This is a genomic window from Acinetobacter sp. GW821-FHT01C12, assembly GCF_059422625.1.
In genome coordinates this window covers 181,992-203,883 of record NZ_JBWKXD010000003.1, presented here as the reverse complement: position 1 = coordinate 203,883, position 21,892 = coordinate 181,992, and the positions used below count along the sequence as shown (strand labels likewise).

17 protein-coding genes are annotated in these 21,892 nt (G+C 39.2%); 6 read left to right on the top strand and 11 right to left on the bottom strand.

The genetic code is table 11. From position 1 onward, the window contains the following. Positions 1 to 32: 32 nt before the first annotated feature. Complete coding sequence (locus AC07WY_RS10195; RefSeq protein WP_262085118.1) at positions 33 to 488, bottom strand: OmpA family protein; 456 nt, start codon at positions 486 to 488, stop codon at positions 33 to 35. 117 nt (positions 489 to 605) lie between these two features. Then, positions 606 to 1,637 (bottom strand): outer membrane protein Omp38, encoded by a 1,032-nt coding sequence (omp38, locus tag AC07WY_RS10190; RefSeq protein WP_262085117.1) that lies wholly within the window; start codon positions 1,635 to 1,637, stop codon positions 606 to 608. 484 nt (positions 1,638 to 2,121) lie between these two features. Here omp38 and AC07WY_RS10185 point away from each other — a divergent pair, with 484 nt between their 5' ends. After that, on the top strand, positions 2,122 to 2,544 hold the full coding sequence (locus AC07WY_RS10185) for a GspH/FimT family protein (RefSeq protein WP_494736318.1): 423 nt from the start codon (positions 2,122 to 2,124) through the stop codon (positions 2,542 to 2,544). A 117-nt stretch (positions 2,545 to 2,661) separates the two neighbouring features. Continuing rightward, on the top strand, positions 2,662 to 3,837 hold the full coding sequence (locus AC07WY_RS10180) for a thiolase family protein (protein ID WP_494736317.1): 1,176 nt from the start codon (positions 2,662 to 2,664) through the stop codon (positions 3,835 to 3,837). A gap of 194 nt (positions 3,838 to 4,031) precedes the next feature. Here AC07WY_RS10180 and AC07WY_RS10175 read toward each other — a convergent pair whose 3' ends face one another. Continuing rightward, on the bottom strand, positions 4,032 to 4,364 hold the full coding sequence (locus tag AC07WY_RS10175) for a DUF2834 domain-containing protein (protein ID WP_419335000.1): 333 nt from the start codon (positions 4,362 to 4,364) through the stop codon (positions 4,032 to 4,034). Between the two features lie 405 nt (positions 4,365 to 4,769). Further along, positions 4,770 to 7,487, bottom strand: coding sequence for a DUF2339 domain-containing protein (locus tag AC07WY_RS10170; RefSeq protein WP_494736316.1), 2,718 nt, complete (start codon positions 7,485 to 7,487; stop codon positions 4,770 to 4,772). A gap of 162 nt (positions 7,488 to 7,649) precedes the next feature. Between AC07WY_RS10170 and polA the strand changes: the two genes are divergently transcribed. Next, positions 7,650 to 10,412: a DNA polymerase I gene (polA, locus tag AC07WY_RS10165; protein ID WP_096733204.1), complete on the top strand. Its 2,763-nt coding sequence runs from the start codon at positions 7,650 to 7,652 to the stop codon at positions 10,410 to 10,412. Between the two features lie 139 nt (positions 10,413 to 10,551). Here the strand turns inward: polA and AC07WY_RS10160 are convergent, their stop codons facing one another. The 5 genes from AC07WY_RS10160 to ppx all read right to left on the bottom strand — a co-directional run bounded on the left by AC07WY_RS10160 (position 10,552) and on the right by ppx (position 15,738). Then, the gene (locus AC07WY_RS10160; protein ID WP_004723028.1) at positions 10,552 to 11,121 is read right to left on the bottom strand and encodes a YggT family protein; all 570 of its coding nucleotides are present in this window, start codon (positions 11,119 to 11,121) and stop codon (positions 10,552 to 10,554) included. A 26-nt stretch (positions 11,122 to 11,147) separates the two neighbouring features. After that, complete coding sequence (proC, locus tag AC07WY_RS10155; RefSeq protein WP_494736315.1) at positions 11,148 to 11,978, bottom strand: pyrroline-5-carboxylate reductase; 831 nt, start codon at positions 11,976 to 11,978, stop codon at positions 11,148 to 11,150. Beyond that, positions 11,975 to 13,354 (bottom strand): tRNA lysidine(34) synthetase TilS, encoded by a 1,380-nt coding sequence (gene tilS / locus AC07WY_RS10150; RefSeq protein ID WP_494736314.1) that lies wholly within the window; start codon positions 13,352 to 13,354, stop codon positions 11,975 to 11,977. The genes proC and tilS overlap by 4 nt, the downstream gene beginning before the upstream one ends. Further along, the gene (locus tag AC07WY_RS10145; protein ID WP_004819131.1) at positions 13,291 to 14,115 is read right to left on the bottom strand and encodes an acetyl-CoA carboxylase carboxyltransferase subunit alpha; all 825 of its coding nucleotides are present in this window, start codon (positions 14,113 to 14,115) and stop codon (positions 13,291 to 13,293) included. The genes tilS and AC07WY_RS10145 overlap by 64 nt, the downstream gene beginning before the upstream one ends. Before the next feature lie 102 nt (positions 14,116 to 14,217). Continuing rightward, complete coding sequence (gene ppx, locus AC07WY_RS10140) at positions 14,218 to 15,738, bottom strand: exopolyphosphatase (protein ID WP_004819129.1); 1,521 nt, start codon at positions 15,736 to 15,738, stop codon at positions 14,218 to 14,220. Between the two features lie 292 nt (positions 15,739 to 16,030). Here ppx and trxA point away from each other — a divergent pair, with 292 nt between their 5' ends. The 3 genes from trxA (at position 16,031) to AC07WY_RS10125 (ending at position 18,600) form a co-directional block, all read left to right on the top strand. Continuing rightward, entirely contained in the window at positions 16,031 to 16,357 is a 327-nt protein-coding gene (trxA, locus tag AC07WY_RS10135) for a thioredoxin (RefSeq protein ID WP_004723035.1), read from the top strand. 344 nt (positions 16,358 to 16,701) lie between these two features. After that, entirely contained in the window at positions 16,702 to 17,970 is a 1,269-nt protein-coding gene (gene rho / locus AC07WY_RS10130; protein ID WP_004723038.1) for a transcription termination factor Rho, read from the top strand. Between the two features lie 381 nt (positions 17,971 to 18,351). Next, entirely contained in the window at positions 18,352 to 18,600 is a 249-nt protein-coding gene (locus AC07WY_RS10125; protein ID WP_056514861.1) for a hypothetical protein, read from the top strand. Between the two features lie 552 nt (positions 18,601 to 19,152). Here the strand turns inward: AC07WY_RS10125 and AC07WY_RS10120 are convergent. After that, positions 19,153 to 19,449, bottom strand: a complete 297-nt coding sequence (locus AC07WY_RS10120; protein ID WP_004723042.1) for an integration host factor subunit alpha — start codon at positions 19,447 to 19,449, stop codon at positions 19,153 to 19,155. Continuing rightward, complete coding sequence (gene pheT, locus AC07WY_RS10115; protein ID WP_494736313.1) at positions 19,446 to 21,827, bottom strand: phenylalanine--tRNA ligase subunit beta; 2,382 nt, start codon at positions 21,825 to 21,827, stop codon at positions 19,446 to 19,448. The genes AC07WY_RS10120 and pheT overlap by 4 nt, the downstream gene beginning before the upstream one ends. Positions 21,828 to 21,892: the final 65 nt, after the last annotated feature.

Genomic DNA, 21,892 nt, shown 5'->3' with positions numbered 1-21,892 from the left:
CTGTAAGATCAAATTGAGAGGCTTTATCGAAATTACTTAATTTTTAAAGTCACCATTACTCGTCTATTTTTCACTCTACCTTCAGCTGTTTTATTATCAGCAATTGGCTTGGTTGGTCCTAAACCGAGCGTAATCAATTGCTCTGGATTGACCTGATATTCGTTTAAGAGAAAATCTTTGACAATATTCGCGCGTGTTAAGGAGACTTTATTATTTGCAGCCAAAGAGCCTGTACTGTCTGTATGGCCTTCAATGTAAAGAACAAAATTTTTATTGTCTTTCAATAATTGTGAGGCAACAGATAAAGCAGGTTTATACTCAGCTTCAATGTCTGTCGATTTCGGTTGAAAATATATGGACAGCCCATTTTTCAATGACTTCACTTCGTTTGGATATTGTTTTTGGATTGAAACACGATTTGAATCTATTGGTGTCGACGTACAGGCATTTAATGCCATGAGTACCAGTCCTAAAATGATATATTTCATCGTTAACCTGTAATTATTAATTTCTGATTCAATTTTATTTAGATATTCTAGAATTATAAGGACTTTAAATAAAAAAGCGACTCAATTGAGTCGCCTTTTTATTCACTAAATAAAGGATTATTTAGTTACAGTACGGCTACCAGTGATTGTCGCGAATACACGACGGTTCATAGCACGACCTTCTTTAGTTTTGTTGTCAGCAATCGGTTGATCCCAAGCGAAACCTTGAGTAGACAAACGAGATGCATCGATGTTGTACTCGCTTACAAGCGCTGATTTAACAGAGTTAGCACGAGCTAAAGATAAACGTTCGTTTAACTTACGTGGACCAGTGTTATCTGTATGACCTTCAATACGAGCAGTCGCATTCGGGAATGTAGTTAACGCATCAGCAACTTTAGCAACTTCTGGCTTGTATTGATCTTTGATGTTTGATTTGTTTGTATCAAAGAACACACGAAGTTCCATGTTCAAATCTTCAGTAAGAACTTGTGGAGCTGGTTCAACTGGAGTTGGAGCAACTGGAACCACTGGAGCAACTTCTACTACAGGAGCAGCAGGCTTCAAGTGACCACCAAGAACTACGTTAAGACCTGCAAGAGCAGTATAGTTCCAGAATTTTTCGTCAAAGTTATAAGTACCACGAGCTTCTGTACGAAGAGATAAAGCATCGTTTAAGCGCCAGAAAGCACCAACACCAGCATTACCTAAAGTACCTTCTTCGTTGTTATGGTAAGACATGTCATCAAGTTTATACTTGTAATGACCAGCACCTAACAATACATACGGTTTGATTTTGCTGTCATAGTTTTTAGTGATCAAATCAGAAGTAGCATAAAAGTTACCGTTGATTTGAGTTTGCTTGTATTCAGAACCAGCTACGCCAGTACCGTCAAGATCACCTTTAACTTGGTTATATTCAGCCTCAAAACCTAACCATGGAGTAAGTTCTACACCAAGTGCAGCACCAACGAATAAATCGTCTTGTAATTCAGGACCGTTTGTTAACTCGCCTTTATCACCACCATTGTTGTGTTGAGAGTCTTGGAAAGTGTAACCAAGTAGTAAAGGTGTAATAGTTACACCAGCATTAGCAGCAGCGAATGGAGCGGCAACAAGCATAGCAAGTGCGATACGACTCAATTTCATGGATATCCTCCAGAGATAACAATTGTTGTTCAAGCTTAGCCTAAAATTTATTGGCTATCCTGAGATAAATTTTAATACCCCAGTATTATTTTTAAGCTACTCACGTTGAATCATACAAACACTTGAGGCTTTTTCCAAGTGCTTGATAACTTTAATCAAGTAAATTATTGACAAAATTACTTACAATTTCCGTTGTAATTCGGTAACTTTTTACTCAATTTTTTTGCGTGGATCGCTTATCTTTTTGCTACGTGCATTTTAGCAGTAAAAGAAACTGATAGTAATAAATATTTTACTACGTTAACATTTCAATTAAATTTAATAGAAAAATCATTATTTTTCAAATAAAAAACAAGACTTAACAGAAGACCCAAAGATGTATTTTTATTGTAAAGCGCGAGGTCTTACCTTGTTCGAGCTTATCACCACTATTTGTATCCTTACAATTATCTGCTCAATCTGTTTGCCCCATTACCATAATTGGATGCAAAAACAAGAGATTAGAATCATTTCCACACATATTCAACAGCATGTTTCTTATGCAAGAAGTCAAGCTTTAGTTCGACATACCACTGTGGTGATTTGCTCATCTGAAGATTTAATTCGATGTGAAAAAGATAAATGGAACAAAGGATTACTTATTTTTACAGACAAAAATAAAAACAAGCAGATTGATGACGATGACCTCATACTCCTCAAAACTGAAAATAAAATTAAATATGGCAAGCTGACTTGGGTGGGAAGTGCCAGTAGTAGAGATGTATTGACTTTACAAGGTGATACAGGTTTACCCAGAGGTTCACCTGGAAGTTTCTATTATTGTAGCCAATATGATTCAGAAAATAATAAGCGCTACAAAATCGGACGAATGGGTGCGATAAATTTAGGGCCACCACCTGAATGTTAAAAACTGTTCTCTACGGTCAGCATATATTCAATCGCTAGACTTTATTCTTATACTATTTTTTATATACTGCTTAGGTTTTGGATATATTCACAGAATAATCATTTGGAGATTAAAACAATGACTGACATCGTAATTGTGGATGGTGCGCGTACAGCTATGGGTGGTTTTCAAGGAAGCCTGACCAGTTTGACTGCACCAGAACTAGGTGCTGCGACGATTAAAGAAGCCATTGCCCGTGCGGGCTTACAACCAAATGATGTACAAGAAGTCATTATGGGATGTGTTTTACCTGCGGGTTTAAAACAAGGCCCGGCCCGCCAAGCAATGCGCAAAGCTGGCTTACCTGATTCAACCGGTGCTGTAACCATTAACAAATTGTGTGGTTCAGGCATGAAAGCAGTTATGCAGGCTGCGGATGCAATCAAAGCAGGTTCAGCAGATGTGATTGTTGCTGGCGGTATGGAATCGATGACTAACGCACCTTATCTTTTGCCAAAAGCACGTAGCGGATATCGCATGGGCCATGGCGAAGTAAAAGACCATATGTTCTTTGATGGCCTAGAAGATGCCGAAACAGGTCGTTTAATGGGTTCTTTTGCTCAAGATATGGCAAATAGCAAAGGCTATACACGTCAACAGATGGATGATTTTGCGATTCGTTCTTTACAACGCGCACAAAAAGCCATTACTGAAGGTTGGTTTAAAGACGAAATCGTTTCTGTCACAGTCTCAAGCCGTAAAGGCGATGTTGTTATCGATCAAGATGAACAACCATTTAATGCCAATATCGACAAAATTCCTAGCTTACGCCCTGCGTTTGCCAAAGATGGAACGATCACTGCAGCCAATGCCAGTTCAATTTCAGATGGTGCATCTGCGCTGGTTTTAACCTCTGCGGATCATGCTAATGCAAAAGGCCTTCAACCTTTAGCAAAAATTGTTGCCTATGCTTCAAACTCACAACATCCCTCTGAATTTACCATCGCCCCAGTAGGTGCAATCCAAAAGGTACTGAATAAAACCGGTTGGGATGTTCAAGATGTTGACTTATGGGAAATTAATGAAGCATTTGCTATGGTTACCATGTGCCCTATCGATGAATTTAAATTGGACGCTGAAAAAGTCAATATTCATGGTGGTGCATGTGCCCTCGGTCATCCTGTTGGTTCTACAGGTTCACGCATCATCCTAACCTTGATTCATGCTTTAAAACGTACGGGTGGTAAAAAAGGTATTGCTGCGCTTTGTATTGGTGGTGGTGAGGCGACTGCTGTAGCGATTGAAATTCTTTAAGCATTTCAATCCTTGAATTAAAAGAGGCGTCTACTCGTTGGTAGATGCCTCTTTTATTGTGTCTTCAACTACATCACGCACTTCAATAGACATCAGATAAGTGACTATTTATAAAGAATCGAAAATTATAAGACTCGTCAGAATAGAGTAAGTCATCGCCAAGTTATTAAAACTACGAAAGGACTTAGATGTTTTCAAATCGATGTTTTCAAATCCACATTTTCAAGCTGACATTGCTTCATATACAAAAATAGAGGAAGCCCCACAGAAGCTCCCCCAATAAATGATGCAACAATGGGAATCCATATTTTTTTCATTCTAAGTTGTTTACCCTCGTTAAAAACCATAAATACAATAACAATGACGGTCACAACAACATCTAACCAAGCAAAAGCAGCTAATGGATTCTCAATGATTTGTTGTAGGAATAAAGCAACATCAAATCCATATTCGACCAACCAAAGTGTAAATTGTGAAAATGGTAGTGCTATTCCTAATAAGGTTAATAATGCATATATTGTTTTCATAATTATTTCTATATATCAGCTCATACTTGTTTTAAAACAAGAAAAAATATCTACGAATACAAAAGTTATAGCTCAACCTTGTTCTCTTTACTAAGCACAAAATGCTTATTTTACAACCATAATAGTTCATTTTTTAAGAGGCGCAATACTGGTTGTCAGTATTCGATATTATCGAACTCTTTTCTTCATAAATTTTATTCCTGTATCTGTTGATCATTTGCAAATCTAAAGCAATACACTAAGGATCTTACATAAATAAAAAATGATCATATGAAGTTAATCATATGGGTATTGAAAGTTCCTTCTCTCGTTGGGAGATAAGACTTGGATGAGGCGTCTATTACATGGTAGACGCCTCTTTATTTTGCTTTCACTTTAACAACTTAAATATCGCTCAATTCATAATTAAGGATTTAAATTTTTCTGCTCTGGGATCGGGGCAATATAGGCAATAATCAGCATCACAAAACCCGCACCCAAGAAAGAAATCACGCGCGTTAACGTTCCAATATGAGATAAATCAAACAGTACCAATTTTAAGGTGACAATCACCAAAATGCTTCCCCCTAAAATCCATAAAGGACGTAATAACTTACGGCTAGCAAAGCTCATCGCAATAAAGGCTAAGCTCACCCAAAGTAAGGTTAGGCTCAGTTGCGCAGTGGCATCTTGCCAAAGACTCAGTTGGTTATAAGGTGTAGCAAAATACACATGTAAGGCTCTTAGAATGATATAACTACTCAGCCATAACAAACTTAAAACACACAGTACAGCAAGTATCCCATGGTCAATACCCTGTTTTAAACCGTGTTTAAATTGAAGATTTAGCATCCAGAAAAAACCAATTAACATGGCGATACTGACCAAATCAAATGGGTTTAAGATTGGCAATAAATATCCTTGAAATGCTTGTTCTGAAAATAGCTGAGAACAAATCATCCAAATCAACATCAGTAACAAACTGCTTCGCGTTTGCCAAAACATGGTCCATTCTGAGTTTTTCTGAAAGAAGCACCATCCACAAAACACTAAAGGTAAAATTACCACGCTGATATAAGGCATCGTTGCAATTAAACTAAGACTGCTGAGACTTAAACTGATTAAAACACCTAAACTGAGCCATTCACTTTCAAACTGTAGCCATTTTGAAGGTCTTAACCAGACTGCCGCTAGCACTAAACCTGAAACTGCGATACCCCATCGTTCAATATCACTGGTCCATAGCAACATGCCATTTTTACTAATATCCAGCAATAAAATGAGTGTAAATACATAGACGGGAATTACCCCAATCCATTTTGGAATCAACCATGTTGATCTGGCCTTTAGCCATAACATCAACTCATTCATAAACAGATAAGCAATAACCACAATCAATACAGTGTATATATATCGATTTTCTCCCTCTAAGTGATCTAACAATAATGCAAGAATCATCGTGGTTGCAGAAATCATCAGTAGACTTAAAAACAAGGTCGTTACTGAACTGATCTGTTTGCGAAAATCATCACGGCTATTTGCCAATAACACCACGGCGATATAACTTAAACTTAAGCACCAATACATCGTGGTTGGAAAATCAGGCAATTCAAACAAGTAATAAAGGCTTGAACAGCCTGCAACAATCAACAAGGCAATCGCCATATAACGACTGATCACTGATTGTCGATATAAAGCAAAGCCAAAAATACAGAGGCCTTCAACAGCCCAACCCACTACACTCCACTGACCATACAGAAGAATCGGTGGAATTAAAGCAATAAAAATCAATGCCAAACTAAAATAACTTTGAGAAATCAGTTGAATAGACTGGTTACGTTTTGAAAGCTGATAAATCCCTGCAAACACCACAGCAAAACCCAAGCTAAAGCCAGCAAGAATCAGTTCTTGATGAAAATACATTAAATATAAGAATAAATAGCCAATAATCGGTGCGCCAAAAATCAATGCAACATCTAAACTGGGTTTCAGTTTAAATTGCTCAAGATCCTGTTTGGCGATCAATTGACTGAATCGAAAACCAAGCCAAATGAATACTGTGAGATGTGCAAGAATAAGTATCGTGAGCGACTGTTTTTCTTGACTATAGCCATGATAGAACGCATAACCACCACCAATGATTACAGTCACTAAAAAACCGATCTGATTTAAATATTTCCAAGGTCTTAAGGTACTGAGTATAGCAATCGCAATGTTAATCACTAAATAATAAGCCATCAGTTCTGCTACCGTTGCATTTCGCACAGGCAACGTAAATGGCGCAATATAAGCAATAAGCACTGCCATCAATGCCAATTCCACGCTTTGCTGCTTTAAGCTTAAACTCAGTGTCAGTGCCATAATTATAGCAAAACACAAACTTGCCAGATAAAGACTCGGAATCACTTGATTGTAATAGGCAAAGAATAAAGTTAAAAATAATCCCGCCAGCCCCAAGCCCTCTATTGCCAAGGCAAAACTGCGATTTTTATTTTGTAGCAACACACCCAACGCGGTGATTGCTCCACTGGACAAGGCAACGATTGAAAGTTTGACCGCTAAACTTAATTGCCAATGCTCTGTCGCAAAACGCAGCAGTAACACAATACCAATCACCAAAACTAAGATTGCAACTTTCAAAACAGGGTTGCCTTGAAAAATCCATTGGCGAATTTGCCCCATTAAGTTTAGAGACGAATCTTGTGGCGTGCCGATGTTGTGTTGTATAGATGATGGATTGTTTAAATCTGGAGATTGTTGTTCTGACAAATTCAAGTGTTGAATTTGCAATTGAACTTGGCTCAAATAGCGCTCTAAACGGCGTAGCCAGCGTAAGAAAAAGAAAATCCAAGCAGTTAGACCTAAACCCACCATCCAGCTCAAATGCAGTGTTAAACCTACAACAGCAATAATCGAAGAGACATATAATGGCACTTTCGAGGTGCTTTGCAGTGGAACCCGTGTCTGTTGCGCGATCTGTTGCAATGGATCTTGAATCGCATCCACATACTGCATCACACTCATGACAAATGCCAAACCACAGATGTAGGTCAATATCCGTGCATCTAAAAACCATGCACTGACTGCGATAATGATTAGCATCATTAACCAAATGATGCGGATTTCACGCTGCCCTTTGAGCATATTTCATCTTTCTCGATCCTGAGTAACTCGATGATACAACAGCCTTGCCTGATGATTATGTGAATTCATCAGATATTCAGTAACACAAGGATGACTGTTGCATCTTCGCAAGCGCAAAAAATCACGTACAATAAAGCGGTTATTTGAATTAGGAAAATATCAATGCCACCATTTGTATTGGTCGATGGGTCATACTTTTTATTTCGTGCTTTTCATGCACTCCCACCTTTAACCACATCAACTGGATTACAGACCAATGCGATTCGCGGGGCAATTTCTGCAATTCAAAAACTGATGCGTCGTGTGCAACCAACACATATGGCGGTTATTTTTGACACACCTGAACCCACTTTCCGCCATGTACTGTCACCGATATATAAAGGTGACCGCCCAAGCATGCCAGAAGAATTATCACAACAAATCCCTTATTTGCATGCCTTGATTCGTGCTTTAGGTATTCCATTACATACGCTTCCGGGTGCTGAAGCGGATGACATCATTGGAACCTTGGCAAAACGTGCTGAAAAAGCCGGTCATCAAGTTTTGATTTCTACGGGTGATAAAGACATGGCGCAGTTGGTCACGGATAAAGTGACCCTCGAAGACAGTTTTAAAGACAAACCGATGGATGTCGATGGTGTAATCGAAAAATTTGGCGTCCGTCCAGATCAAATTATTGATTATTTAACCTTGATGGGTGATGCCTCTGATGGTATTCGTGGTGTACCTGGTGTTGGTGCAAAAACGGCTGCTAAGCTGTTAAATGAATATGGTACGATTGCTGGCATTTTAGAAAATGTTGACAATATCAAAGGTAAAGTTGGACAAAGTTTAAAAGACAATGTTGAAGGGATTGCACTTGATCATCAATTGGCAAGTATTGTTATCGATCTCGATTTAAGCTTGAGCTATGATGATTTAAAGCTGTGTGAACCTGATGTTGAAGCATTACGCAACTTGTATACGGAACTTGAATTCCGTAATCAATTACAATCGCTAGATCATCCCAATAATCCAAATAGCCCTGCCTATAAACAAACAACACAAAGCATTAGCAAAACTGAGCAGCCTGTTGAAAATGAAATTACAGATCAAGCAACAAGTTCGAGTGTTGATGACCGCCTTGGTGAAGCCACTTATCATACTGTTTTAAGTCAAGAAGCATGGGATAAGCTCTTCCAGCGCTTAAGCACAGAAAAACGTTTTGCAATTGACACTGAAACCACAAGTTTAGATTACCGTATCGCTGAAATGGTCGGTTTTTCAGTGGCTTTTGATGCCAATGATGCTTATTACATCCCTTTGGCACATGATTATGAAGGTGCACCTGAGCAACTCAATCGCGATGCGATTATTCAGCAAATCAAACCGATTCTTGAAGATCCAAGTGTTGAAAAAATTGGACATCATTTAAAATATGATGCGCATATTTTTGAAAATCACGGTATCCATTTACAAGGCTGGTATTTTGACACCATGCTGGCCTCTTATGTCTTGAATGCAGTAACAACACGCCATGGTATGGATGATGTTGCGCGCGTTTATCTGAGCCATTTGACCACGACTTTTGAACAAGTTGCTGGTAAAGGTGCAAAACAAAAGACCTTTAATCAAATCGAGATTGAAACCGCTGGACATTATGCAGCAGAAGATGCGCATGTCACCTACCGCCTTTATGAAGTTTTGGAACGTAAGCTAAAAGAAATTCCTGAACTGATCAATATTTTACATCACATTGAAATGCCAGTAGCCAGTGTTTTGGCGACCATGGAAGAAAATGGGATTGAACTTGATCTAAGCTTCTTAGATCAACTCAGTGTGGACTTTGCCAATACTATTCAAAATCTTGAAAATCAAATTATCGAAATCGCTGGTGAATCTTTTAATGTCGGTTCCCCCAAACAAGTCGGTGAAGTTTTATTTGAAAAATTAGGTTTAAAAGGTGGCAAAAAAACTGCAACGGGACAATACAGTACCTCTGAAGCGGTTTTAGAAAAAATCGATCATCCAATTACTGAACTGATCATTGAGTATCGTGGTTTAACCAAGCTTAGAAGTACCTATACCGAAGCCTTAGTCAAACAAGCCAATCCCGATACCCATCGCGTACATACCAGTTACCATCAAGCCTTAACAGCAACGGGACGCTTGTCTTCAACCGATCCAAATCTACAGAACATTCCGATACGTGAAGAAATTGGTCGTCAGATTCGTAAAGCCTTTATTGCACCTCAAGGGCGTGTACTATTGGCAGCCGATTATTCACAAATTGAATTACGGTTAATGGCGCATTTCTCACAAGATGATGCTTTGGTTGACGCCTTTCAAAATGGGCAAGATGTACACCGTCGTACAGCATCTGAGGTCTTGGGTGTAGCGCTGGAAAATGTGACCTCTGATCAACGCCGCCAAGCCAAAGCCGTTAACTTTGGTTTATTGTACGGTATGTCTGAGTTTGGTTTGATTCGTCAACTGGGCTTTACTCGCGAAGAATCACAAAACTATATTAAGCAATACTTCCATCGTTATCCGGGTATTTATGAGTATATGCAACGTACCCGCCAAGTGGCATTGGAACAAGGTTTTGTAGAAACCATTACAGGTCGTCGTTTATATACACCAGATATTGATGCTCGAAATATGATGGTGCGTAAAGGTGCTGAACGTGCTGCGATTAATGCGCCACTTCAAGGCTCTGCGGCTGAAATCATTAAAATGGCGATGATTGAAGTCAATAAAATCTTACCCCAAGATCAGGCCAAACTTTTACTTCAAGTACACGATGAATTGGTGTTTGAAGTCGATGAAGCTATTGCAGATCAATTGGCTGCACAGATTAAAGATGTGATGCAAAAAGTCGTTACCTTATCAGTACCGTTAGTTGTTGAAGTCGGTCAAGGCAAGAATTGGGGTGAAGCACATTAAGCCTTTGAAACGCTCCCTAACTTTCTAGAACAGGGTTAGGGAGCGGTCATCTTTTGTTGAAAACATACTCAATGTTATATTTTTTAACATGCATAAAAAAAGGACTCTATTGAGTCCTTTTACTATTTAAACTGGTGAATTAAAGACCTGTTAGTAATGCAATCGCAGCATAATCCATAACTTTTTCAGCAATGATCAATGCCAAAATCGCTAAAATTGGAGAAAGATCAATCATTCCCATATTTGGCATGATACGGCGGAACGGTGCCAATAAAGGTTCAGCAAGCTCTTGAATCACTTCAATATAAGGTGATCTTGACTGAGTAAACATCACCACCCAACTGAGAATAATGGTCGCAAAAATTAAATAGCGACAAAAACGAATCAAATCTTGGATCATGGTCACAAAAGTTAAAATGATCAAATGTACAGGACTATTGGGTATTGCACCTTGCAAGTACATCATTCCAAAAATTTTAAGCAGATATAACACCACCAGCAATACCAATGCAGCTGTATTTACTCGCCCTTTGGCCAAAGGCGGAAAAATTCGCCCAAACATATCCACGATTTTTGTCGCTTTGACTGTCGACATCACCACTGGATTGTATGGACTCACCATGGCCAATTGCATTAAAAAACGAAAGAATACGAGCAAAATCGCTACGTTAATAATAATGCCAAAAATTTGCGCAGAATTTGCACCCATACTGGAACGTTCCTAAAAATCAATAATTATTTAATGCTGTCACTTAATTCTTGAGCCAGTTCCTGACTACGCTTCTGCGCAGCAGCTAAAGCTGTCTGAATATTTTGAGAAATTTGAGCACGATCAAATACTTCTAAAGCAGCTTGTGTAGTGCCGTTTGGAGAAGTCACATTTTTACGCAATTCTGAAGGTGCATTTGAGCTGGTAATTGCCATTTGTGCTGCACCAAGTGCTGTCTGTAAAGTTAAAGCAGTCGCAACCTTTTCATCTAAACCCATATTTTTTCCAGCACGAATCATGCTTTCCATCATATAGAAGAAATATGCAGGACCAGAACCAGAAACAGCAGTTACAGCATCAATCTGTGCTTCAGAACTCACCCAAAGCGTTAAACCTGTCGCAGCAAGTACTTGTGTTGCCAATTCGCGGTCTTTAGCACTGACCTCTGGTTTCGCAAACATACCATGTGCACCAGTTTGAACCAAAGCAGGGGTATTCGGCATAACACGAACAACACGCTCACTGCCGGTTAAGTCTGAAATCGTTTTAATTTCAGCACCAGCAACGATCGAGATCAATAATTTATCTTCGAGTAAACCATTTAAAGGTTTAAGCACCCCACCCAAAACTTGAGGTTTTACAGCAAAAACAACAATATCGGCATTTTTAATTGCTGCGATATTATCATCAGTCACATGAACATCTTTTTCTTGTAGCAATTGTCGAATATTTTCAAAGGGGTCAGAAACTGTAATACGTGTTGCAGGTAATCCACGACTCAACAAGCCACCGATAAGGGCTTGTGCCATATTCCCACCACCAATGAAAGTAATATTACAATTTAACGCTGCACTCATGAATCACGCTCGACCTTAGTTTTTAACTCAGAGATTAAATTTGGTTGCCATCCACCCACTTCACAATATTCAGATTGCGCCAACCAAAAACCATTTGGTGTAAACACCCCAAGCATAACATTATCTACACTTAATATTTGAATTGTATGACGCATCCACGGAAAAATATGTGCCTCTTGAATGGCTTTTTTTAAAGGCCAAGCACCTACTCTGCCATAAAGGTGAATTTTTTCACCGCCCAAACGCGGCTTTAATGTTAGCTTATGATTGAATAATGCAAAAGCCAGGCCCATTTTAGAGCTTTCGATCTGAAACACACCAGATGTGAATTGTAGTTGTTGATGAAGCTGAAATTGAACTTCCTGTTCTAGAGGCAATTGTTTAGATTTTGATGCTAAATATTGGTTTTGTTCAATTCGATACAACTGATTTTGATAACGTAAATAATAAAAATGATTCCAATGTAAAGCAGCTTGCGCATCTGTTTTAGACTCAATTACTTCATCTTGTAGCCTTTGCACCATGTCCAAGGCTGGGCGGTATGTCCCTTCACCTTTCATCCATACCGATAAAAGTTGCCGCTGTCTAGCAGGGGAAAGAGAGGCCAATTTGGCTAAATCCAATTGTGCAGGATGACTACAAAAGCTTAAATCCTGCTGTACCACCTCATTGAGAATTTCATCAGCATCTTGCATTAAATAGCTGGTACGTGCCAATGCTTGCTGCATTTTAGGATAACGACTTTGCAAAATATGCCAAAGTTCATGTCTACACCATGCACGGTCATAATGTGTATCTAAATTGGAAGGATCGTCCACATAATCGATTTGCAGTTGCTCAACCCATTGGCAAATCTGCTCACGGGAAGTATCGAGTAAAGGTCGCCAAATCAGCAATTGATCGCGCTGATCGATGGATTGCATCGCAGATAGACCTGTAACCCCAGCACCTGACAACAAACGCAACATTAACGTTTCAGCCTGATCTTGCTGATGATGTGCAAGAACCAATACCTCATTTTCATCGATATGCTGTAAATAGGCTTGATAACGCGCTTGACGTGCTTGATTCTCAAGATTGCCTTGAGTGACTTGAACCGACTGAAGAATATAAGGAATATTCAGCGCCGTGCATTGTTGAGCAACAAAATCAGCCCACACATCACTGACTTTTTGCAGGTGATGATTAACATAAATTGCACGAATTTGCTTGGGGAAAAGTTGTGCCATTAGATGTAGCAACAGCATGGAATCCATCCCACCACTACATCCGATTAAGAAACGGGTATTTTCAGGAAATTGAGAATACTGTTTTAAGAAGCAAGACCTAAATTGTCGCTGCCAAACTTCATTAAACGTTGATAACGTGCTTCGCATCGTTCTTCCGCAGTCATTGGCTGTAATTCATCAAGCGCTTGTTTTAACACATCCTTGAGTTTTTCCATAACCTCAAAAGGATGTAAATGAGCACCCTCACCTTCATCAACCACATATTCAACAATACCAATTTCTTTGAGCTTGTCGGCAGTTAATGCAAGTGCTTCACTGGCTTGCTCTGCTTTATCTGCAGTTTTCCAGAGAATAGAAGCACAACCTTCAGGTGAAATCACAGAGTAAATACTGTGTGACAACATAATAACGCGATCTGCAACACCGATGCCCAAAGCACCACCAGAACCACCTTCACCTAAAACAGTCGCAATGACTGGCACTTTAAGGCTTGAAAGTTGCGCCAAGCTGGTTGCAATTGCTTCTGCTTGTCCACGCTCTTCAGCACCAATACCCGGGTATGCTCCCATGGTGTCAACAAAGGTAAACACCGGAAGATTAAAGCGTTCCGCCATATCGAGTAAGCGTTGCGACTTTCGGTATCCTTCAGGATTACACATCCCAAAGTTATGCTGTAATTTTTCACGCGTGCTACGACCACGGTGTTGACCCACAACCATTACGGGCTGACCGTTAAAACGAGCCAATCCACCCACCATTGCACCATCATCACCGTATAAACGATCACCATGCAAGGTATCAAATTCAGTAAAGATTTCGCCTACGTAATCCAAAAATTGCGGACGCTCAGGGTGACGTGCAATTTGAACCGTTTTCCAAGCTTGAGATTGAGCAGCTTTATTTTTCATAAGTCGAGTATTATCCCTAATTCACCGATGGATTACGCATCGGAAGTTTAGGTTTAAGTGATATAAAATGATTGATCACTCCATCATCACCAAACCTTTAAGTTAATCGATAAACTGTTCCGACTGAATATTCAATTCAATGTCCCAATGCTTAAATTGCACTTGCTCATCATGCAAATCTGCAACCAGCAATGGCCATTGTTTGGCATCACCAGAAACGCTGAGTTGCCATTGTTGCTCATTCTCTACCGTCAATTCAATGGCAGGAAGCATCTCATCGCTACGACTATGATTTAGTAAAACTGCAAGACGAAGCAACAAACACAAGTACACAAGCTTGTTGCCGCCCACTTTTAACACGTCTAGTTTGGCATCTACGCGTAATTTACGACGGTGATGAGCGACCAAATGTGACAAATGATTTTGATCAATTTGTGAAAAACCGGGTATGTCTGAATGTTGTAATAAGTAAGCACTGTGCTTTTGATAACCACTATGGCTAATGGCTAAACCGATCTCATGCAAATAAGCAGCTCGACGCAACAGATCGCTATCATCACTGTTTAAGTTGAGTGTATTAGCAACAGCATTAAACAAATGTTGTGCTGTTTCAACCACGCGCTCAGCCTGTTTTGCATCTGCGCCATAGCGTCCCATCATCGCCTGTACACTACGATCGCGAATATCTTCATGTTGGAAACGGCCGAGCAAGTCATACATTACACCTTCACGTAATGCTCCATCTGAATACACCAATTTATCAATATTCAAGACTTCAAACACAGCATAAAGGATCGCTAAACCTGCAGGTAATACTGCTCGGCGATCTTCTTTTAAACCATCAAATTCCATATCTGAAATATTTTTAAATTTCAGCAATTTATCTTTTAATTTTTCTAAACCTTCACGAGTCAGATTCTCTTGCTCATCACTCCAGCCCATATTGACTGCAATTTGACGACACGCTTTGATGGTTCCACTAGAACCCACCACAGTATCCCAGCCTGCAGCTTTATAGGTATTTGCAATCGAAGATAATTCTTTTCGTGCCGCAACCACAGCTTTATCAAAAGCTTTGTTGTTAATATCACCATCGGCAAAATAGGCTTTAGTAAAGGCCACACAGCCCATCTGTAAAGATTCGGTATGAATCGGCTCGAACTCTTCACCAATAATCAGTTCAGTAGATCCACCACCAATATCAATCACCAGACGACGACCACTATTGGCCATGGTATGGGAAACACCCAAGTAAATGAGTCGGGCTTCTTCTCGTCCCGCAATAATTTCAATGGGCTTTGGCAAGATCTCTGCAGCTTTTTGAATAAATTCATGCCCATTTTTCGCTTGACGCAGCGCATTTGTCGCTACAATTCTGAGTCGAGTCGGCTGTACTGAACTTAAACGTCCAACAAAACGCGCTAAGCAAGCCAAGCCCCGTTGCTGTGCAGCTTCAGTTAAGTTTTTATTTTCATCTAATCCAGCCGCAAGCTGAACCTTTTCTGACATAGAAGCAACTTTCTTAACTTCACCATGATCCACACGAGCAATTGCCAAATGGAAACTATTTGACCCCATATCAATCGCAGCAAGTAATTCTTCATCAATCAAAAAATCAGACATTATTTATACAAACTCATACTGAATTGCTGCTTAGATTAATTCACATACACGCTTTTTAAAAGCCATTTATTTAGACAATTTGATGAGTCATTACTTTTTCAGCATATATGACAATTATGTGACAGTTTCACTGCTTTTTCTAAAGATCCGATTGTAAATATCGTGAGCATCAATTGGACAAACTCACAAATTAGAATGAAAATTTAAACATCCCCCTACATTGTTAAAGATGACTATGTAATACTTATATCCATAGATAGATTCATCTTTAAAATATTTTGGAGCAAAATCCATGTCTGGCAATATCGTAAATACCACTGATGACAACTTTGATGCAGATGTACTTCAATCTGATATCCCTGTAATCGTAGATTTTTGGGCAGGCTGGTGTGCACCGTGTAAAGCGATTGCACCAGTCCTTGAAGTACTTTCAACTGAATTTGAAGGTAAAGTTAAAATCGTTAAGGTTGATGTAACTGCGTGTGAAGCAACTGCGGTCAACTACAACATTCGTAACATTCCAGCATTATTGATGTTTAAAAATGGTGAAGTTGTTGCTCAACAAATTGGTGCAGTGCCAAAATCTAAATTAACTGCATTCATTGAAGAAAATATTTAATTTGCTGAATTTATACATTATTTGTATAAATCTAGGAAAATGAGAAATACGCTTGATTTTCTAGCGTATTTTTTTTCGACTATAATTTGACAAACTTGTTGATCTAACTTATATTCCATGCTCAAGGAACATTAGGATTCTCTTCCTGTTTCTTAAAGGACAACACATAAGATCGCCGTTCGGCAACAGAAATTGTTTTACATATTTCTCCTCGAAAGAACTACATAGATTCTGAGTTTGTTTTTGTGTCTATACAATTTCAACTCACCTATTACACTGCTGGCGACTTTTGCTTCTTTTCTCTTTATCTGTGTTCCACACATCCTTATTCAATCTGACCATTTATGAATTTAACTGAACTCAAGAAAAAACCGATCGGCGAACTCATTAAAATTGCTGAGTTTATGGGCCTTGAAGGAATGGCTCGTAACCGTAAGCAAGACATCATTTTTGCCATCCTCAAACGCCATGCAATGAATGGCGAAGAAATTTTTGGTGATGGTGTTCTTGAAATTTTGTCTGATGGTTTCGGCTTTTTACGCTCCGCTGCAGGTTCTTATCTTGCAGGTCCGGATGATATCTATGTTAGTCCTTCACAAATTCGTCGTTTTAATCTACGAACTGGTGATACGATTACAGGTACGATTCGCCCACCTAAAGAAGGTGAACGTTACTTTGCATTATTAAAAGTTAATCAAATTAACTATGACACCCCTGAAAACTCACGCAATAAGATTCTATTTGAAAACCTCACACCACTTTTCCCAACTGAGCAATTGGTTATGGAGCTGGGTAATGGTTCTTCTGAAGATTTGACAGCGCGTGTCGTTGACTTGGTTGCACCCATCGGTAAAGGTCAACGTTCAATTATCGTAGCACCGCCAAAAGCGGGTAAAACGATGTTATTACAGAACATTGCCCAATCTATTGTGCGTAACAATCCTGAATGTTTCTTGATTGTTCTTCTGATCGACGAACGTCCTGAAGAAGTGACCGAAATGGAACGTACTGTTCGTGGTGAAGTTGTTGCATCAACCTTTGATGAATCTCCAGCTCGCCATGTACAAGTTGCTGAAATGGTGATTGAAAAAGCCAAACGTCTGGTAGAGCACAAAAAAGATGTTGTGATCTTACTTGACTCAATCACGCGTTTAGCACGTGCTTATAACACTGTTGTTCCTTCATCAGGCAAGGTACTTACTGGTGGTGTTGATGCACATGCCTTAGAACGCCCTAAACGTTTCTTTGGTGCTGCACGTAATATTGAAGAAGGCGGTTCTCTCACCATTATTTCTACTGCATTGATTGAAACAGGCAGTAAAATGGATGAAGTGATCTACGAAGAATTCAAAGGTACAGGTAACCAAGAAATCATCCTTGATCGCCGTATTGCTGAAAAACGCGTCTTCCCAGCAATGAATATCAAAAAATCAGGTACGCGTCGTGAAGAGCGTCTCATGAGCGAAGAAAACCTACGTAAAGTATGGATTCTTCGTAAACTTCTTCATCCTATGGATGAATTAGTGGCGATGGAATTCTTGTTGGATCGTATGAAAGAAACCAAAACCAATGATGATTTCTTTGATCAAATGAAGCGCAAAGCTGCCAACTAATTCCATAAATACTTAAAAAGGCTACTCTATAGAGTAGCCTTTTTATTTGGTTGACATTATTTACATAAATATACAATCATCGAATTTCAACGTTACACGATATTGCAAATATTTGAATATAAAAATTATTCATTAAGATTTTTTATATTTATTAATAACTTATTTATCAATAAACCAATCTAAAAACGCAACTTGATTGTAAAATACTGTTAAAAAAACATCATTTTTTCATCAATTTGGTCGGTTTTTTTAAGATAAACAGTAGCAATTCAAAATGCGCAGTGATAGCATATTCGCATACCAGTTAGACTGCTCATGCAAAAAGCAAAAAACAGGCTAACTTGGGTTTTTTGTCTCAATTAAATTTATGAGAGTGATGCCATGTTATTCAAAAAAATCGCTATTGCTGCTGCAGTTGCTACTACTTTAGCTTTCGTTGGTTGTGCTAAAAAAACTGAAGAAGCTGCTGCTGATTCAAATGCTGCTGCTTCTCAAGCTGTAGCTGCTGCTTCTGAAGCTACTGCTGCTGTTGACGCTGCTGCTGCTGACGCTTCTGCTGCTACTGCTGCTGCTTCTGAAGCTACTGTTGCTGCTGCTGATGCTTCAGCTGCTGCTTCAGCTGCTCACTAATAATCGCTTAGATTATTATCAAGAAAAGAGAACCTTTTAGGTTCTCTTTTTTTCTTTGTTTTTTACTTTAAAGTTTAAATAATCATAAACAAACCGCATTACCCTTCACTACAGAACCCGTAAATCCAACAAGTACAAAACCACACGACTCTATTTTACTTTGCTTATTGCCCTTTAAAATTGCAAGCGTATTCAGATCAACTTAACCAATACTAGAATAGGTTTACTTATTTGCATTTTTATAAAGATGCTAAGAACTTTCTTAAAATAAATTTATCCCGCATAAGAGTCCCACTTTTACCCAACAATTACAAAATCCCCCCTACTCTATTTTTAAACAAACCTCACCCACATAAACCCATTTGATCTTTGGAAATTGGGATAAAAACGATATTCCAGTCTTACCACAGTGATTACAGCAAAAATTAGTTGATCGAATTCAAATGATGTTTCTTTTTTACAATAAAAAACCCCAAGCAGATTACTCAGGGTTTTTATCTTACAAAACTTTTAGATTACAGAGCTTTCATCTTACGACACACAAATTGCCGATTAATCTTCTTGTTCTGTACCCACACGTTGTCTAAATTTTTGACCTGCACGGAATGTTACAACTCGACGTGCTGAGATTGGAATCTCTTCTCCAGTTTTAGGATTTCGACCTGGACGTTGACGTTTGTCACGTAGTTCAAAATTTCCGAAACCTGAGAGTTTGACTTGTTCGCCTGCAATTAATGCTTGGCTAATCTCGTCAAAGAACAACTCGACCATTTGTTTTGCTTCACGACGGTTTAAACTCGTAAGCTCACTTAAATGATCAGCCATTTCTGCTTTTGTTAATGCTGTCATGAGGCCCTCAATGTCGCTTGATAAGTGTCTTCTAACACTTGAATAATATGATCCATACCGGATTTAATCTCAGCATCTTCGAGTGTACGTGATGGATGTTGCCATAACAATGCAAATGCTAAAGAGCGCTTACCTTGTTCAACACCTTGCCCTGTATACACATCAAATAACCAAGTAGAGTCTAAAAGCTCTCCACCCGTTTTTTCGATAAGTTGCTGAATTTCACTAACATTAATCTTATCACTAATTACAAGCGCAATATCACGTCTAACCGATGGAAATCGTGATAATTCTGTAAAATTAGATACATAAGTTTGCAAAACAGCCGATTGGTCGAGCTCTGCGATCCAAGTTGTGCTCAAATCCAGTGCATTTTCCAAAGATGGATGTAGACGACCTAAATAACCTACTGATTTCCCATCCACGAGAATTTCCGCAGACTGACCTGGATGTAACCATTCACGATCAGAACGAACATATTCAACGTGAACACGTCCAGCTGCTAAAATCTCTTCGACCTCGCCCTTGAGATCAAAGAAATCCATAACTTGAGCTTTTCCATGCCAAGATTCAATTTGTTTTGATCCTACAGCAATCATAGCCAAAGTTGGAATCTGTTTCAAATCTTCTATACTTTTCGCATTTTGATAATCAAAACGTAGTCCTAGCTCAAAGAAACGTACACGACTTTGTTGACGATTAATATTGTACTGAACACATGGAATTAAGCTTGAAAGTAAAGTTGAACGCATGACTGCCAAATCACTTGAAATCGGATTTGCAAGCGCCAATGGATTTACTTGTGAATTCAATTGTTTCTCAAGTTTTAAATCTGCAAAACTAAAACTGATCGCCTCTTGATAACCCAGTGTTACTAAAGTTTGACGTAACTGAGTCAGTTCAAATTGATCCTGATGTTTAGCAAGTTTTACATCAATCACTGGCAGACTAATTTGAATATTGTCATAACCATGTATACGCGCAACTTCCTCAATTAAATCTTGATAAATTGCCATATCATAACGATGCGATGGTGGTACAACAGTCCATTCACCTTCAGCTTTTACAGTCACTTCACAACCTAAACGTTGCAGCGCATCTGTAATAAATGCAGTAGGAACTTGATAACCCAGCAATTGATCCACTTGCGCTTGATTCAACTCAATTGCTTCGCGTTTAGGCAACAATTCATTTTTTTCAGATACGGTAATTGGACCGAAATCACCACCCGCAAGGGTCTGAATCAATTGTGAAGCGCGTTGCATTGCGATCATAGGCAATTCAAAGTCCACACCACGTTCATAGCGTTGTGATGCATCTGTATGCAAACCATAACGGCGTGCGCGGCCTGCGATATGCAATGGTGCAAAGAATGCAGATTCAAGGAAAATCTCAGTGGTCTCATCTGTTACAGATGAGGATAAACCACCCATGATACCTGCGATCGCCAATGCTTTTACATCATCTGCAATCACCATAACATCTTCAGTCAATTCAATTTCTTGTTCATTTAACAAAACAAGCTTTTCATTTGCACTTGCCTGACGCACATGCACTGAACCTTGAACCTGACCACCATCAAACGCATGCAACGGTTGACCAAGTTCCATAAGCACATAGTTGGTAATATCAACAAGAATACTGTGTTGACGAATACCTGAACGTGCTAGAGCTTGCTCCATCCATGCAGGCGTAGCTGCTTTGGTATTTACATTTTTAATCACACGACCTAAGTAACGAGGGCAACCATCCGTTGTCACAACAACTTGCTTCTGATCAGCAATCGTAGCCGCAACCTCTTGAATTTCAGGTGCTGTTACAGGCAATTGGTTAATTACCCCAATTTCACGTGCCACCCCACGAATACTGAAACAGTCACCACGGTTTGGCGTGATGCTGATATCAATCACATGATCATCAAGATTTAAATATTCTCGAATATTTGCGCCTACAGGTGCATCTGCAGGAAGTTCTAACAGGCCATCAATTTTATCTTCAAGGTCAATTTCTGAAGCACCACACAGCATTCCTTGTGATTCAACACCACGAAGTTTGCCTTTTTTAATTTTAAAATCACCTGGGAGCACTGCACCAATGGTTGCAACTGGCACTTTCATTCCAGCACGTACATTTGGTGCACCACATACAATTTGCAAAGGTTCACCCGAACCAATATTCACCGTAGTGACACGTAGACGATCTGCATCAGGATGCTGTACAACAGTTAAAACCTCACCGATCACCACACCTGTAAATGGTTTAGCTGCGGGAACCAGTTCATCAACCTCAAGTCCCAACATGGTCAGTTGATCAGACAAAGTATCGCTATCAATTGCAGGGTTGACCCATGTGCGAAGCCAATTTTCGCTAATTTTCATTTCTAAAACCTATATTCAATATCTATGAATTCCTCTCTGACTCTCTTTTAAAAAGAGGCAGAACC

What these genes read in the sequence shown, in the direction of transcription:
- proC (WP_494736315.1), bottom strand. Translation starts at nt 11,978, where the DNA reads ATGAGTGCAGCGTTAAATTGTAATATTACTTTCATTGGTGGTGGGAAT.
- polA (WP_096733204.1), top strand. Translation starts at nt 7,650, where the DNA reads ATGCCACCATTTGTATTGGTCGATGGGTCATACTTTTTATTTCGTGCT.
- AC07WY_RS10125 (WP_056514861.1), top strand. Translation starts at nt 18,352, where the DNA reads ATGTTATTCAAAAAAATCGCTATTGCTGCTGCAGTTGCTACTACTTTA.
- omp38 (WP_262085117.1), bottom strand. Translation starts at nt 1,637, where the DNA reads ATGAAATTGAGTCGTATCGCACTTGCTATGCTTGTTGCCGCTCCATTC.
- ppx (WP_004819129.1), bottom strand. Translation starts at nt 15,738, where the DNA reads ATGTCTGATTTTTTGATTGATGAAGAATTACTTGCTGCGATTGATATG.
- AC07WY_RS10170 (WP_494736316.1), bottom strand. Translation starts at nt 7,487, where the DNA reads ATGCTCAAAGGGCAGCGTGAAATCCGCATCATTTGGTTAATGATGCTA.
- AC07WY_RS10120 (WP_004723042.1), bottom strand. Translation starts at nt 19,449, where the DNA reads ATGACAGCATTAACAAAAGCAGAAATGGCTGATCATTTAAGTGAGCTT.
- tilS (WP_494736314.1), bottom strand. Translation starts at nt 13,354, where the DNA reads ATGCGAAGCACGTTATCAACGTTTAATGAAGTTTGGCAGCGACAATTT.
- AC07WY_RS10185 (WP_494736318.1), top strand. Translation starts at nt 2,122, where the DNA reads ATGCAAAAACAAGAGATTAGAATCATTTCCACACATATTCAACAGCAT.
- rho (WP_004723038.1), top strand. Translation starts at nt 16,702, where the DNA reads ATGAATTTAACTGAACTCAAGAAAAAACCGATCGGCGAACTCATTAAA.
- pheT (WP_494736313.1), bottom strand. Translation starts at nt 21,827, where the DNA reads ATGAAAATTAGCGAAAATTGGCTTCGCACATGGGTCAACCCTGCAATT.
- AC07WY_RS10175 (WP_419335000.1), bottom strand. Translation starts at nt 4,364, where the DNA reads ATGAAAACAATATATGCATTATTAACCTTATTAGGAATAGCACTACCA.
- AC07WY_RS10145 (WP_004819131.1), bottom strand. Translation starts at nt 14,115, where the DNA reads ATGAAAAATAAAGCTGCTCAATCTCAAGCTTGGAAAACGGTTCAAATT.
- AC07WY_RS10180 (WP_494736317.1), top strand. Translation starts at nt 2,662, where the DNA reads ATGACTGACATCGTAATTGTGGATGGTGCGCGTACAGCTATGGGTGGT.
- AC07WY_RS10160 (WP_004723028.1), bottom strand. Translation starts at nt 11,121, where the DNA reads ATGGGTGCAAATTCTGCGCAAATTTTTGGCATTATTATTAACGTAGCG.
- trxA (WP_004723035.1), top strand. Translation starts at nt 16,031, where the DNA reads ATGTCTGGCAATATCGTAAATACCACTGATGACAACTTTGATGCAGAT.
- AC07WY_RS10195 (WP_262085118.1), bottom strand. Translation starts at nt 488, where the DNA reads ATGAAATATATCATTTTAGGACTGGTACTCATGGCATTAAATGCCTGT.